The organism is Bacillus sp. KH172YL63 (assembly GCF_011398925.1).
In the GTDB taxonomy this organism is placed as follows: domain Bacteria; phylum Bacillota; class Bacilli; order Bacillales; family Bacillaceae_B; genus Rossellomorea.
The window spans coordinates 3,026,514-3,040,663 of sequence record NZ_AP022842.1 but is presented as its reverse complement, the minus strand read 5'-3'; the positions used below and the strand labels follow the sequence as shown (position 1 = coordinate 3,040,663).

Below are 14,150 nucleotides of genomic sequence, written 5' to 3'. Positions count from 1 at the left end.
TCACCATTGGATAAACGATTATTCATGGTCCCATTGACTCTCGTCATGACAGCGGGTCTGACAGCATGCAATAGCGGTGAAGAAAAAGCGCAGGATCGATATTCAGACTCCTATGAACCGCTTGGCTTCTACTCAAACGAAGGCCATGGCGGTGATGAACGTGATGAGAGGGACGGACCTCTGACCGAAATGTATGATCATTCTGTCGGGAAAGAAGGCCAGGATATCCGGAAGCAGAAACGTAAATTCCTTCAAGTCAAGGATGAAAACGGAAATCCACGGAATCCATCAAGCCCCCTTGCAGAATATGATGAGAATTTCCTGAAGCAGGATGCCCGTGCGAGCCACGGAGATGCAAATTATCACGGGCACCTCGATGACAATACACGGAAAGCGAAAAGATCTTATTATACTGCCTATGAAGGGGATTTGGCTGAGAAGATCGGTGATGTGACCGGTAAGGTGGAAAATGTCAGCGACGTCCGTGCTGTCGCTTATGGGTCTGACGTCCTGATTGCGATCGAACTTGATGATCACAGCAAAGTGGACGAAACGAAGGCCAGAGTGAAAAAAGCCGTGCAGCCGTATCTTCACGGACGGACGGTTTCGGTCGTGACCGATGAAGGGACGTTCAGCAGGGTAAGAAACATCGATAATGACCTTCGTGACGGAGGGCCAAGGGACGGAATCAATTTCGACCTCCACGATATGTTTACCACCTTGAAGAACCGCATCAAACAATAGCAATGAAGGACTACTTTAAGAGTCGATCTCTTGGGTAGTCTTTTTTATGAGGCTCTTTTCGCATAGATTGTTGCTATAAGGTGTTAATGTGAGCAGCTTCAGTAATTTGAGACTGCGTAATAAATCAATGAATCAAGGGGTATGTACTTGAATTAAGTTTATCACTACTATTTAGAAGATGAATAAGCAGTTAATTCCGTGGATTTATGGTTTTTATCTTCGATGGTTGATTGGAGCGGAAGATGATCGACTCCTGCGGGAACTGATGGACAGGTGAGACCCCGCAGGACGAAGTCCGAGGAGGCTCACCGCCATCCCTGGAAAGCGAGCATCTGGAGCGGAAATCAACCGCATCTCGCTTTTTTAAAAGCCACAATGTTTACGAAAACAGTCTTTTTTTATAAAGGTCCGTCCCTAAAATATCCATTGTGGTGGATATTGTGAACAGGGTTTGGAAAGACTAGTGGATAGAGTGGTACATAAATTAAGTTCGAGGTGATCACGATGACGATGAAGGTTCGGATCGTGTTTATGGTGATGTTGTTAATTGGTGCATTTTACTTTACGTTCTTTTATTCTGAGGAGAAACAGGCTGCCGATGGGAATTCTTTGCTGGAGCTGAATGAAACACCTGCAGAGGTGGCTTCGGCCCACACGATTACGGTCATTCTGGAAAGGGTGTACCTTGATGGTGAAGTGAGTGAAGAAATCGTGCAGGAAACGATCTGGAGCATGGAAGATTTCTGGGCCACATACGAACAATGGCAGCTGATCGACATGACGGAAGATCAGGTTGTTTTCCAAAGACAGATGGATGATATCTCCCCTCTGCTGAAGACGAACGGGTATTTCGGGATTTCCGAAAGGGGTGTCCTCTCCATTTTCAACGGCAAGCCGGGGCAGGCCGAGATCATTCAATCTTTCTTTCAAATCGATGTCGGAAAGCTTGAAAGCAAACGGCATGAAGATTTGGTCAAAGGCATCCCCATCAAGTCAAAGCAGGAATATGAAGAGGTACTTGAACAATATAAGCCTTATTCTGTACCTAAATAATCATCGGAAGTGGCAGCGCCTATCTTCCATAAGGTGAAGGGAAATCCGGACGATATTCGACACTCATGTGATTGATGAAAATCGAATGCATCCGGATTTTTCTATTTTCATGCACGATCATCCTGTTGGTTCGGATAAGGATCACCCTTCCGCCAAAAAAGCGGAGGTCCGACGCAGATTGAGTGATCCCCTCTGACACGATCCTTTTGCCCAAGCCATCCTGCTCTTAGAACAAGTGTTTCATTCCGGTCCATCTTTCTCCCCGTTTTAAATAGTGATATGATACAATAGGTTTTATATGACTTTTTAAAGAAACATGACGAAATGTCATGTGATATAGCACACAGGGAGCGATTTGAATGTACGAATATATTAAAGGGACCGTGAGTCAAGTCGGGCCCGAGTATGTCGTGGTGGAGAACAACGGGATCGGCTATCAGCTGTACACGGCGAACCCGTTCGTGTATTCCAAGTATCAGAATCAAGAGATTCAGATTTTTACATACCAGCATGTAAGGGAGGACCTTATTGCTCTTTACGGATTTCTATCAATCGAAGAGAAGCTGCTCTTTATGAAACTATTAAATGTATCAGGGATCGGTCCAAAGGGTGCCTTGGCAATCCTTGCCTCCGGTGCACCACAGCAGGTGATCACTGCGATCGAAGAAGAGAATGAAAGCTTCCTGACGAAGTTTCCCGGCGTAGGGAAAAAGACTGCCCGCCAGATGATCCTCGATCTGAAAGGGAAGCTGCAGGATGTTGTTCCCGATTACTTTCCGAGTTTATTCTCGAATCCTGAAGAAACCGATGTTTCTCACGGGAAAGATGAAGCATTTGATGAAGCGATCCTTGCCCTTAAAGCATTGGGGTACTCTGAGCGTGAAATCAAGAAAATTACGCCTAAGCTAAAAGGAGAAGGCCATTCATCCGACGAAATCATCAGAAAAGCGCTCCAGCTTTTATTGAAATAAGTGGATTCTTTGAAAGGGGGAGATCGATTTGGAAGAAAGAATCGTATCAGGCGAATCGGAAATGAATGAAGATTCCTTTGAATATTCGCTGCGTCCGCAGACGATAAAACAATATATTGGGCAAGATAAGGTGAAGCATAATCTCGAGGTATTCATCGAAGCGGCAAAGATGAGACAGGAAACACTGGATCATGTCCTCTTATACGGCCCTCCGGGATTGGGTAAGACGACGCTTGCCGCTGTCATTGCCAATGAAATGGGCGTGAATCTGCGGACCACGAGCGGTCCAGCCATCGAGAGACCGGGGGATTTAGCCGCTGTCCTGACGGCTTTGGAACCAGGGGATGTGCTGTTTATCGATGAGATCCACCGATTGCCCCGGGCGATCGAAGAGGTCCTGTACCCTGCAATGGAAGACTTCTGCTTAGATATCGTCATCGGAAATGGTCCGAGTGCACGTTCTGTCCGTTTAGATCTTCCGCCGTTCACATTGGTGGGGGCCACCACCCGTGCCGGTGCCCTGTCAGCCCCTTTAAGGGATCGATTTGGTGTTTTATGCCGATTGGAATATTATAATGAAGAGCAATTGAATGAAATCGTCCAGCGGACCGCTGCGATTCTGAACACGAAGATCGAGGCGACTGCATCCGAGGAGCTCGCCAGGCGTTCACGGGGCACCCCCCGGATCGCCAACCGTCTGTTGCGCCGTGTAAGGGACTTTGCCCAGGTGAAGGGGGATGGAAACATCACCACATCCCTTTCAAGGGAAGCACTCGAACTCCTTCAAGTCGATAAGCTCGGGCTTGATCACATCGATCACAAGCTGCTCAAAGGCATCATCGAGCGCTTCAGGGGTGGCCCTGTTGGACTCGACACGATTGCTGCAAGCATCGGTGAAGAATCCCATACGATTGAAGATGTGTATGAACCGTATTTATTGCAGATCGGGTTCATCCAACGGACGCCGAGAGGAAGGATCGTCACCCATCACGTATATGACCATTTCCAGATGGAGGTGCCGAACCAGTGACCGGACTGCCTAAATTATTGATGATCGTCGGCGGGATCATCCTCATCGTCGGGTTTCTGATGCAATTCATTAAAATTGGCAGACTCCCAGGGGATATCATTGTTAAGAAAGAACATACAACATTTTATTTTCCACTTATGACTTCCATCCTGTTAAGTGTTATACTTTCGGTTGTCTTTTATATAATCGGCCGATTCAAATAGGAACATGAGTGAGATTTTATAAGCTAGGTGACAAACTGTGAAAGTAGAAGATTTTGATTTTCATTTACCTGAAGAACTGATTGCCCAGACCCCTCTGGAAAATCGATCTGAAAGTAGATTAATGGTGCTTGATAAGGAAGATGGTTCGATGGATCATCTCCGCTTTAAACATATCGTCGATTACCTTCAGGAAGGGGACTGCCTCGTCCTGAATGACACGAGGGTACTGCCTGCCCGTCTTTTTGGGCAAAAAGAAGATACAGGGGCCAACATTGAAGTGCTGCTCTTGAAGCAGGAGGACGGAGATAAGTGGGAAACACTTGTCAAGCCTGCCAAACGGATCCGGGTCGGTACCGAGATCGTCTTCGGGGACGGCAAGCTGAAAGCTACCTGTGTCGGATTAAAAGAACACGGGGGCAGGATCCTTGAATTCCAATATGAAGGCATCTTTTATGAAGTGCTGGATGAACTCGGCGAAATGCCGCTTCCACCGTATATCCGTGAACGTCTCGAAGAACAGGACCGCTATCAGACGGTTTTTGCCCGTGAAAGAGGCTCAGCGGCTGCACCGACAGCAGGCCTTCACTTTACCGAAGAGCTGTTGGATGAACTAAGGGAAAAAGGTGTACATATTGCATTCATCACCCTTCATGTCGGCTTGGGGACGTTTAGGCCGGTATCGGTTGATACGATTGAGGACCATGACATGCATGCAGAGTTCTATCAAGTATCAGAAGGAACTGCACGCCTCCTGAACGAAGTCAGGGCAAGTGGCGGGCGGATCATCACGGTCGGAACGACTTCGACCCGTACACTTGAAACGATTGCTTCCAAGCACGGGGAGTTCGTGGAAGAGAATGGCTGGACGAATATTTTCATTTATCCAGGTTATGAATTCAAAGGGATCGATGGCCTCATCACCAACTTCCATTTGCCTAAATCGACCCTCATCATGCTTGTCAGTGCGTTTGCAGGTCAGGAAAACGTCATGCACGCCTATGAAACGGCCGTCAAAGAACAATATCGCTTCTTCAGCTTTGGAGATGCCATGTTCATTAAATAAGAATTTTGCAGAAATAGTTTTTGGAAACCCCATGTAATTGGAAGGAGAATACGCACGTTGACTGCAATCAGATATGAATTAATCAAAACATGTAAACAAACCGGTGCCAGACTGGGCCGGGTACACACACCACACGGTTCCTTTGAAACCCCTGCCTTTATGCCGGTTGGGACGATGGCAACCGTCAAAACGATGTCCCCTGAGGATCTGAAATCCATGGAATCAGGGATCATCCTGAGCAATACGTATCACCTATGGCTTCGTCCTGGACATGAAATCATCAGGGAGGCTGGCGGCCTTCACAAATTTATGAACTGGGACCGGGCGATCCTTACCGATTCAGGCGGCTTCCAGGTCTTCAGTTTAAGTAAGCTTCGTCAGATTGAAGAAGAGGGAGTGCACTTCCGTCATCACCTGAATGGGGATAAATTATTCCTCAGTCCGGAAAAAGCGATGGAAATCCAAAACGCCCTCGGCTCTGATATCATGATGGCATTTGATGAATGTCCTCCGTATCCTGCTGAATATGATTATATGAAGAGTTCAATTGGGCAGAGCGTCAAGACCTCAAGATCAAGGGTTATTCGGTATCGTGCAAGGCGGGGAGTATGAAGAGCTCCGGAAGCAGAGTGCGCGAGATCTTGTATCGATGGATTTCCCAGGCTATGCTGTCGGAGGTCTGTCTGTCGGCGAACCGAAGGATGTCATGAACCGCGTCCTTGATTTCACGACGCCTCACCTGCCGTCTGATAAGCCCCGTTACTTAATGGGAGTGGGATCCCCTGATTCCCTTATCGACGGTTCGATCCGTGGTATCGATATGTTCGACTGCGTGCTGCCGACTCGTATTGCACGAAACGGTACACTGATGACAAGCGAAGGGCGCCTCGTTGTGAAAAACGCTAAGTTTGCAAGAGATTTCAGACCGATTGACGAGAATTGCGATTGCTATACTTGTAAAAATTACAGCCGTGCTTACATCCGTCACCTGATTAAATGTGACGAAACGTTCGGAATTCGTCTTACGACTTATCATAATCTTCATTTTCTGTTAAAATTGATGGAGCAAGTCAGACAAGCGATACGTGAAGATCGTCTGGGGGACTTTAGAGAAGAATTTTTCGAGCAATACGGTTTCAATCGTCCTGATGCGAAAAACTTCTAATAAAATGCTAACCAACCAATACTGAAAGGAGGGGAAAAGAATGGGAGGAAGTTTAGGAACAATTCTACCTTTGATTTTAATGTTCGTTCTGTTTTACTTTTTACTGATCCGTCCTCAGCAAAAGCGTCAAAAAGCAGTCTCTAAAATGCAAAATGAGCTGGCGAAGGGTGATAGAATCATCACGATCGGTGGTTTACACGGAGCGATCGACGCAATCGAAGAAGGTAAAGTAGTCATCCTGTGTGGTGACGGCAGCCGTCTTACATATGATCGTAATGCGATCAGAGAAGTCGTGAAAGCTTAATAGGCATAGTAAAAAGGTTCCTCTCATCTGCAGTTGCACATCGGGAGGAACCTTTTTTTGTTTTTGAATTAACTTTCCCTTTGGCCGCCGCTCATATTCACACCGAGGATCCCGCCCATCATGGCTGTAAGGATGTAGCAGCCGTGGTAGATGAGCTGTTCCGTAGAGAATAAGCTGTCATATCCAAGGTATTGAAATAAGAAAATGACCACGGTATAAATCAGTCCCGTCGAGCCCCCGAGCACCCATCCCTTTGTCTTGCCCTTCCCGCCGGACATAAACCCGCCGACAAATAAAGAAAGAAATGAAATGATCGTGACAAATAATGTAATGGAGCTTTCAGTGAGATCAGTGAATCTAAGCAGCAAAGAAAATAGCAAGCTTGCAACTATCGCTATGACAAAGATGGTGGTTGTTCCGTAAAGTACGGCACCACCCATTTTTTTCGCTTCGATGACGGTCCTCCCCCTTCTATCCCAATAAATTTTTTACGCCGTGTTAGTACAAGCATATTCACCTTGGAGATGAAAAAGACTAGAAATTTTCCGTGGCCAAGCCTCATACACTATTATGAAACTTCCTGGAAAGGAGGCGTGTCGACCATGTCACCGATGATTGTACTGTTCGTGTTTGTATCTGTATACATCCTGCTGATGACAGAGAAGTGGAACCGTGTATTGGCAGCGATGACCGGAGGGGTCGTCATGCTCCTGATCGGGGCCTTTCCCATCGAAAAGGCCCTGTTTACGTATATTGATTGGAAGACGATCACATTATTGTTTTCAATGATGCTCATTGTGACGATGACAAGCAAAACCGGTGTGTTTGAATATATCGCCATTCTCCTTGCACAGTGGGTGAATGGGAACGGTCTTGCCCTCCTGATCCTGTTTTCTTCCCTGGCTGCTGTCGGCTCTGCATTTCTGGCGAATGTGACGATCGCAATGCTGCTGGTGCCAATTTTGTTCAAGCTGACGAGGATCCTTGAACTTCCGCCGATCCCTTTTCTGATCATGACGATTCTCGCGTGTAACATAGGCGGCACGGCGACGTTGATCGGTGATCCCCCGAATATGATGATCGGGCAGGCAGTGAAACATTTCACCTTCAACGCCTTCCTTGAAAATCTGTTGCCGGTCGTGCTGTTGATCTATGGGGTGACGCTGTTGATCATGTGTGTCCTGTACAGGCAGGTGCTGCATGTGAAAGAAGACAGGAAGCTGCTCTTGAAAGGGATTGACCCAAAAGAATACCTCAAGCGGAACAGTGGGTTATTTCAGTCCATGTTTGTCCTTGCCCTTGTGTTGGTAGGTTTTTCTGTCTATCCAGTCTTTCATCTTGATGTGACAACGGTATCCCTTGCCGGGGCTGTACTCCTTTTGCTGTTGCTGGAGAAGATCTATCCACCTGAGAACATATTAAGAGAGGTGGAGTGGGGGACGCTGTTTTTCTTCATGGGGCTTTTTCTACTTGTCGGAGGGATTGAAGAGGCAGGTTTCATAGATGAAATCGCACGTGAAATCCTGAGGGCAACCGAAGGGGATATGAAGAATACGGCTTTTGTCATCTTGTGGGGGACGGGGTTGCTGTCTGCGGTTGTCGACAATATTCCGTTTGTCGCCGCAATGATCCCGGTCATACAGGAGTTCGGTGAATTCGGCATGGTCAATATGGATCCCCTGTGGTGGTCGTTGGCTTTGGGGGCATGTCTCGGAGGGAATGGGACGCTGCTCGGTTCATCCTCCAACCTTGTCATTGCTGGACTTGCCTCAAAAGAAAATGTACATATCAAGTTTTATCAATATGTATTGATCGGTGTTCCGGTTACGGTCATTTCCCTTGCCATCTCAACCGTATACGTGTATTTCAAATATATCCGGCCGTTCCTTGGTGGTTAAATATTCCTCCGATTAATTTCTTCCTTCTGCCGATACTAAAACATGACAGATGCAGAGGGGGAAAAGTAGTGGAAGAATATTTCATCATTATCATTCGCACTCTTTTTCTATACGGTTTAATCATTGTTATTTTCAGGATTATGGGGAAAAGGGAAATCGGTGAACTAAGCATTCTGGATTTGGTCGTATTCATGATGATCGCTGAAATGGCCGTCATGGCGATTGAACAGCCGGATGACCCGATCATCCACACGGTACTGCCGATGGGGGTCATCGTCTTCGTGCAGATTCTGTTTGCATGGCTTTCGCTCAGGTCGAAATCATTCAGAGAGCTGCTGGACGGAAAGCCGTCCGTCATCATCCACAACGGCAAAATCGATGACAGGGGGATGAAGAAGCAACGCTACAATTACGATGACCTGCTTCTGCAGCTGAGGGAGAAAGATATCTTTAACCTGGCCGATGTCGAATTTGCCATCCTCGAGCCGTCAGGCAAACTGTCTGTCATCAAAAAAGAAGCGCAAACACCACACTCCCTGACGCTCCCTCTCGTACTGGATGGGCAGATTCAATCCTCACACCTTGATATGATCGGAAAAACAGCCTTCTGGTTGAGAAAGGAACTAAAGGACCGGGGATTCAGAGACATCCAGGAAGTGTCCTTCTGCAGCTTTCAAGACGGTGAATTTTACATAGACAAAAAAGACCGCTGAACAAAGAAAAGCGAAGGCGGCTTGATCAGGACCGACAAGCATAAGATGAATGGACCGGAAAGGCGCACTTTGCCTTTTTGGTCCATTTAGCTTATGACCTCGAGGGCCTAGCCGCCGCAGCTGGACAAAAAGAAAAGCGAAGGCGGCTCGTTCAGGCCCGACAAGCATCATATGTAGATGGAGGAATGTCCTCCCAACTTAACTTTAGTGGAAAGGTGAAGTGAATGTTTTTTACTAGCCTCCATCCTTTTTAGCTCTGTCAACGATGACATTCTTTAAAGTGTGAAGGGAAATGCGTAGACTCCTACGGAAAACGGGCTCGGCCGAACGTCCGTGGAAAGCGGAGCATTTCCCTTCACTCTTTTGCACTGACTCAATGACAGAGCAGGTCCAGCGCATAGTTTTAAAAAAACAACAGGAATGACGAATAAGATCCATCACAAAAAATCGAACGATCATTCGAACCTCAACTGCTTCGAATGATCGTTCGGATTTTTTGTCTTTTCTTAACTGGGGCGTCACTACCAAATCATAAAATGATAAAACGCCGGATAAACGGAATCCTCGCAAGATCCTGTTTGACAATCAGCTTGAAGAGGATGGAAAGGGCGGTATAGACAATCGTCGACGTCACGACCCCGAATAGCAGGCGGAATAGTGATGACCCGTCGGAAAACAGATACACATAAGAATAATGCCCCCAGGCACCTGTGACAATGAGGACAACGACCGTCTTCACATAATCCCTGAGATGGATGGTCATGGGGATATGCTTCAGGATCGTCAGGAGATGAAGGAGCGTCACGAGCATGAAGCCTGTCACAATCCCAAGCGCTGCGCCGTTGATGCCGAATGCAGGCTGTGAAGCGAGGACGAAGATGACGCCGGTCTTCACTACAGCCCCGATCAGGCTGTTGATCATGGCGGCCCTCGCCAGATTCAATGCCTGCAGCACGGCCTGCAGCGGTCCCTGATAATAATAGAATAAAAAGAATGGAGCCATGATCATCAAAAAGCCTGCGCCATTTTCATTACCGTACATGACTTCCATAAGAGGCTTCGCATACACGTAGAGAATGACGACTGATATCCCTCCGGTGATCAAACAGAACCTGAGAGCCTGCTGCAGTCTGTGCTCGATCACTTTGAAGTTCTTTTGGGAGTTGGCTTCACTGATTGCAGGTACGAGCGATTGAGACAATGACAAGGTCACGAACGATGGCAGGAACAAAAGTGGAAGGGCGTATCCGGTCAGTGAACCGTATTGTTTCGTGGCCATCCCGGCCGCCACACCGGCAAGCGCCAGGCTGTTGGCGACAACAATCGGTTCAAAGAACCAGGCGATCGAGCCGATCATCCTGCTCCCGGTTGCCGGCAGTGCCACGCTCATCAATTCATTGAACGTTTCCCGGCCATTTCGGATCGAGGTGAAGAAGTTACGCCTGATTTTGAACTTTTTCTTTATTTTAAAGCTTGTGAACAGATAAAGGAGGGATGCAAGTTCCCCTAATACGGATGCTACCATTGCCGCAGCCGCTGCATATTCGATCCCGTATGGAAGGAAGGTTTTCGTCAATACGGCGATCAGTGTAATCCTGACGACCTGCTCGATCACCTGTGAATAAGCAGAAGGCTTCATGTTCTGTCTGCCTTGGAAATATCCGCGGATCACGGAAGATATCGCGACAATCGGGATGATCGGGGCGATGGCCACCAACGGATAATAAATGCGCTCGTCTGTGAACAATACGTCTGTCAGGTAAGGGGCGAGAAGGATGAGGGCCGGGGTGAAAATGATGGATAGTCCCATTGTGATGGACAGCGAAACGACCAGGATCTTCTTCACTTTCCGGGTGTCATTCATCGATTCTGCTTCCGCCACATTCTTTGAGATGGCAACAGGCAGTCCGAGTTGGGTGATTGTAATGACAAGGATGAGGGTAGGAAAAGCCATCATAAATAAGCCGACGCCTTCTTCCCCGATGAATCTGGCGACGACGATCCGGTTTACGAACCCTAATATTCTGGTGATAAAGGCTGCCATCATTAAAATCATGGTGCCTTTAAGAAATTTTGACATAAAATTCCCTGCCTTCTCAAAATTGGTATAATCGTATACAATGATGTATATGCACAAGGGTGGACAAAGCATGACAAGTAGTGAACAATTCCGGCTATATATAGCCCAGATGGGGTGACCGAGGAATGAAGAATAACCAGCATCCTTATGACCGTTTTTATGATTCGTTATTGCCAGCACTTGAAAGCAAAGTGGAAGAATTCGACATTCTCGGCTATGGTAAAGCAACCGTGGATCGTCTGTGGGCCTATTTAACGAAGAAGAAATGGAAGAAGCCAGAAACAGATGTGAAGATCTTTCAATTGGTGAGTGATGTACTGACGGTCAAGCCTGGCGAATATATGAACTTCGAAACGATGGAAGCATATCATTCTCCCAATTGGTTTGCAGAGGTGAATGAAGAGGAGTTGAATGAACTTCTTCATCCAAAGAAGAATGGAAAATAGCCCTAAAAGAAATTGACACTCATTTCTTTCTCGTAGATAATGAGAATGCTTGGAGTTTTAAAGGAATATTATTACTTTTTGAACAGTTCATATGGTTTTTAAAACGGCAAGGAGGATTTATACATAATGGTAAAGCGTGGCAGAATTATTGCCTTCTTTATACTTGTGGTGTTACTTGCAGGTACTATGGGAGGAACGACGAAGAGTATTATCGACAACATCAAACTGGGGCTTGACCTCCAGGGTGGCTTTGAAGTTCTTTATGAAGTCCAGCCAATCAAAAAGGACGGGGAAATCACCAAGGAAACAGTCGCCAATACAGCTGATGCATTGGACAAGCGTATCAACGTTCTTGGTGTAAGTGAACCGAATATCCAAATTGAAGACGGGAACCGTATCCGTGTTCAGCTTGCCGGTGTGGAAGACCAAAACCAGGCAAGGGAAATCCTTTCCACTCAAGCCAATCTGACTTTCCGGGACGTAAACGATAAAGTACGCCTCGACGGAGCGGATCTTGCATCTGGTTCTGCAAAGCAGACCTTTGATAATCAAAATAATCCGATCGTTTCATTGAAACTGAAAGATCGTGCGAAGTTCTATGACTTAACGAAAGAAATCTCGGCTATGTATCCTCAGAATCAGCTGGTCATCTGGCTTGATTTCGAGGAAGGAAAAGATTCATACAAAGAAGAAGCAGGGAAACAGGATCCGAAATTCATCTCCGATCCTGCGGTAAGCAAGCCAATCAATTCCGATGAAGTCATCATCGAAGGGAATTTCACGGTTGAGCGCGCCCAGAATCTTGCTTCACTCTTAAATGCCGGTGCACTCCCGGTCAAACTGGATGAAATCTATTCTACATCTGTCGGCGCTCAATTTGGACAGCAGGCGCTGGATAAGACCGTTACGGCCGGTATCATCGGGATTGCGATCATTTTCTTATTCATGATTGCGTACTACCGCTTCCCGGGACTGATCGCAACGATCACCCTGTCTGTTTACATTTACCTGATTCTGTTGATATTCGATCTGATGAACGGTGTGCTGACGCTGCCGGGAATCGCAGCTCTTATCCTCGGTGTCGGGATGGCAGTAGATGCCAATATCATTACGTATGAGCGGATCAAAGAAGAAATGCGGGTCGGCAAGCCGATACGTTCTGCTTTCCAGGCTGGAAATAAGTCTTCTTTCTTAACGATCCTGGATGCAAACGTGACAACAATGCTCGCAGCAGCCGTCCTGTTCTTCTACGGAACAAGTTCTGTCAAAGGGTTTGCGACGATGTTGATCATCTCAATCCTGACAAGCTTCCTGACGGCTGTTTGGGGCTCTCGACTGCTGCTGGGCCTATGGGTCAACAGCCGCATCTTCAACAAAAAGCCGGGCTGGTTCGGTGTGAAAACAACCGAAATCAAGGATCTGGCAGAGAACTACGATACGCTCGATCTGCCTACACGCTTCGACCGCTTTGATTTTGCAGCACAGCGCAAAAAATTCTTTACGCTTTCAGCTGCACTCATCACAGCAGGTATCATCATCCTGGCGATTTTCAGATTAAATCTTGGGATCGACTTTGTCAGCGGCTCCCGAATGGAAGTCCTTGCTGACAAGAGTTTGAAAACAGAAGAGATACAGGATGAACTGAAGGAACTCAAACTCCCTTCTGAAGATGTCATCATCTCTGGGGATAAAGAAAATATCGCTGTCGTAAGGTATCCTGATGATCTGGATAAGGAAGATATTGCGAAGCTTAAAGATCATTTTGTGAAGGTATATGGTGCAGAGCCAAGCATCAGCACTGTATCTCCTGTTATTGGGAAGGAACTGGCGAAAAATGCCATGATCGCTGTGGCGATTGCGTCAGTCGGGATCATCATCTATGTGACGATCCGATTTGAATGGCAAATGGCCATCGGGGCGATCCTTGCCCTCTTGCATGATGCGTTCTTCATCATCGCCTTTTTCAGTTTGACAAGGCTTGAGGTGGACATCACATTCATCGCAGCCGTCTTGACGATTGTCGGTTATTCGATCAATGATACAATCGTCACCTTCGACAGGCTCAGGGAGAATCTGCACAAGAAACGCCGTCTGAAAACCGATAAAGACATTGAAGATGTCGTGAATCAAAGTATCAGACAGACGATGGGACGCTCGGTCAATACGGTATTGACCGTCGTATTCACGGTCGTCGCTTTGATGATCTTCGGCAGTGAATCAATCCGCAACTTCTCAATCGCACTGCTTGTTGGATTGGTTTCAGGGACATACTCTTCTGTATTCATTGCAGCGCAAGTATGGCTTGTAATGAAGAAGAAGGAACTCAAGAAAAAAGGTACAATCAAGACTGTGAAAGAAAAGAAAACATGGTCAGATGAGCCGCAAGTATAAAGAGAATCGGGTCCGGGGGTGCTTTTTCCCGGACCTGTCTTTTTTTGTTTTTCCGGGGAGTTGGGGTACAATGAAAATTGGAGAAAGGA

The 14,150-nt window shown here is 46.9% G+C and carries 13 protein-coding genes and 1 pseudogene; 12 read left to right on the top strand and 2 right to left on the bottom strand.

The features are described from left to right. Positions 1-6: 6 nt before the first annotated feature. The 8 genes and pseudogenes from KH172YL63_RS15615 (at position 7) to yajC (ending at position 6,533) form a co-directional block, all read left to right on the top strand. On the top strand, positions 7-744 hold the full coding sequence (locus tag KH172YL63_RS15615; protein ID WP_173106969.1) for a YhcN/YlaJ family sporulation lipoprotein: 738 nt from the start codon (positions 7-9) through the stop codon (positions 742-744). Positions 745-1,248: 504 nt separating this feature from the next. Then, complete coding sequence (locus KH172YL63_RS15610) at positions 1,249-1,797, top strand: intercompartmental signaling factor BofC (protein WP_173106968.1); 549 nt, start codon at positions 1,249-1,251, stop codon at positions 1,795-1,797. Between the two features lie 359 nt (positions 1,798-2,156). Next, complete coding sequence (gene ruvA, locus KH172YL63_RS15605) at positions 2,157-2,768, top strand: Holliday junction branch migration protein RuvA (RefSeq protein ID WP_173106967.1); 612 nt, start codon at positions 2,157-2,159, stop codon at positions 2,766-2,768. 28 nt (positions 2,769-2,796) lie between these two features. Beyond that, on the top strand, positions 2,797-3,798 hold the full coding sequence (gene ruvB / locus KH172YL63_RS15600; protein WP_173106966.1) for a Holliday junction branch migration DNA helicase RuvB: 1,002 nt from the start codon (positions 2,797-2,799) through the stop codon (positions 3,796-3,798). After that, positions 3,795-4,001 (top strand): DUF2905 domain-containing protein, encoded by a 207-nt coding sequence (locus KH172YL63_RS15595; protein ID WP_173106965.1) that lies wholly within the window; start codon positions 3,795-3,797, stop codon positions 3,999-4,001. Before ruvB ends, KH172YL63_RS15595 begins: the two co-directional genes overlap by 4 nt. 37 nt (positions 4,002-4,038) lie before the next feature. Then, on the top strand, positions 4,039-5,064 hold the full coding sequence (gene queA, locus KH172YL63_RS15590) for a tRNA preQ1(34) S-adenosylmethionine ribosyltransferase-isomerase QueA (protein ID WP_173106964.1): 1,026 nt from the start codon (positions 4,039-4,041) through the stop codon (positions 5,062-5,064). Positions 5,065-5,121: 57 nt separating this feature from the next. Continuing rightward, positions 5,122-6,229: pseudogene (gene tgt, locus KH172YL63_RS15585) on the top strand (tRNA guanosine(34) transglycosylase Tgt). A 40-nt stretch (positions 6,230-6,269) separates the two neighbouring features. Further along, positions 6,270-6,533 carry a preprotein translocase subunit YajC gene (yajC, locus tag KH172YL63_RS15580; RefSeq protein WP_173106963.1) on the top strand — a complete coding sequence of 88 codons (264 nt, stop codon included), beginning with the start codon at positions 6,270-6,272 and terminating at the stop codon, positions 6,531-6,533. A 68-nt stretch (positions 6,534-6,601) separates the two neighbouring features. On the opposite strand, the gene KH172YL63_RS15575 is transcribed toward yajC, so the two are convergent. Beyond that, on the bottom strand, positions 6,602-6,973 hold the full coding sequence (locus KH172YL63_RS15575; RefSeq protein WP_173106962.1) for a TIGR04086 family membrane protein: 372 nt from the start codon (positions 6,971-6,973) through the stop codon (positions 6,602-6,604). A 162-nt stretch (positions 6,974-7,135) separates the two neighbouring features. On the opposite strand from KH172YL63_RS15575, the gene KH172YL63_RS15570 reads away from it, so the two are divergent. Together KH172YL63_RS15570 and KH172YL63_RS15565 are read left to right on the top strand one after the other, a co-directional pair. Further along, a complete protein-coding gene (locus KH172YL63_RS15570) occupies positions 7,136-8,431 on the top strand; it encodes an ArsB/NhaD family transporter (RefSeq protein WP_173106961.1) in 1,296 nt (431 codons plus the stop codon). A gap of 68 nt (positions 8,432-8,499) precedes the next feature. Beyond that, positions 8,500-9,144 carry a DUF421 domain-containing protein gene (locus KH172YL63_RS15565; RefSeq protein WP_232066041.1) on the top strand — a complete coding sequence of 215 codons (645 nt, stop codon included), beginning with the start codon at positions 8,500-8,502 and terminating at the stop codon, positions 9,142-9,144. Positions 9,145-9,673: 529 nt separating this feature from the next. Here the strand turns inward: KH172YL63_RS15565 and spoVB are convergent. Continuing rightward, positions 9,674-11,224, bottom strand: coding sequence for a stage V sporulation protein B (gene spoVB / locus KH172YL63_RS15560; RefSeq protein ID WP_173106960.1), 1,551 nt, complete (start codon positions 11,222-11,224; stop codon positions 9,674-9,676). Positions 11,225-11,349: 125 nt separating this feature from the next. On the opposite strand from spoVB, the gene KH172YL63_RS15555 reads away from it, so the two are divergent. Together KH172YL63_RS15555 and secDF are read left to right on the top strand one after the other, a co-directional pair. Beyond that, positions 11,350-11,670 (top strand): post-transcriptional regulator, encoded by a 321-nt coding sequence (locus KH172YL63_RS15555; protein ID WP_173106959.1) that lies wholly within the window; start codon positions 11,350-11,352, stop codon positions 11,668-11,670. Positions 11,671-11,796: 126 nt separating this feature from the next. After that, positions 11,797-14,061, top strand: a complete 2,265-nt coding sequence (secDF, locus tag KH172YL63_RS15550) for a protein translocase subunit SecDF (protein WP_173106958.1) — start codon at positions 11,797-11,799, stop codon at positions 14,059-14,061. Positions 14,062-14,150: the final 89 nt, after the last annotated feature.

Coding starts and splice junctions, on each gene's coding strand:
- KH172YL63_RS15610 (WP_173106968.1), top strand. CDS start 1,249: ATGACGATGAAGGTTCGGATCGTGTTTATGGTGATGTTGTTAATTGGT.
- ruvA (WP_173106967.1), top strand. CDS start 2,157: ATGTACGAATATATTAAAGGGACCGTGAGTCAAGTCGGGCCCGAGTAT.
- yajC (WP_173106963.1), top strand. CDS start 6,270: ATGGGAGGAAGTTTAGGAACAATTCTACCTTTGATTTTAATGTTCGTT.
- KH172YL63_RS15575 (WP_173106962.1), bottom strand. CDS start 6,973: ATGGGTGGTGCCGTACTTTACGGAACAACCACCATCTTTGTCATAGCG.
- KH172YL63_RS15570 (WP_173106961.1), top strand. CDS start 7,136: ATGTCACCGATGATTGTACTGTTCGTGTTTGTATCTGTATACATCCTG.
- spoVB (WP_173106960.1), bottom strand. CDS start 11,224: ATGTCAAAATTTCTTAAAGGCACCATGATTTTAATGATGGCAGCCTTT.
- KH172YL63_RS15555 (WP_173106959.1), top strand. CDS start 11,350: ATGAAGAATAACCAGCATCCTTATGACCGTTTTTATGATTCGTTATTG.
- secDF (WP_173106958.1), top strand. CDS start 11,797: ATGGTAAAGCGTGGCAGAATTATTGCCTTCTTTATACTTGTGGTGTTA.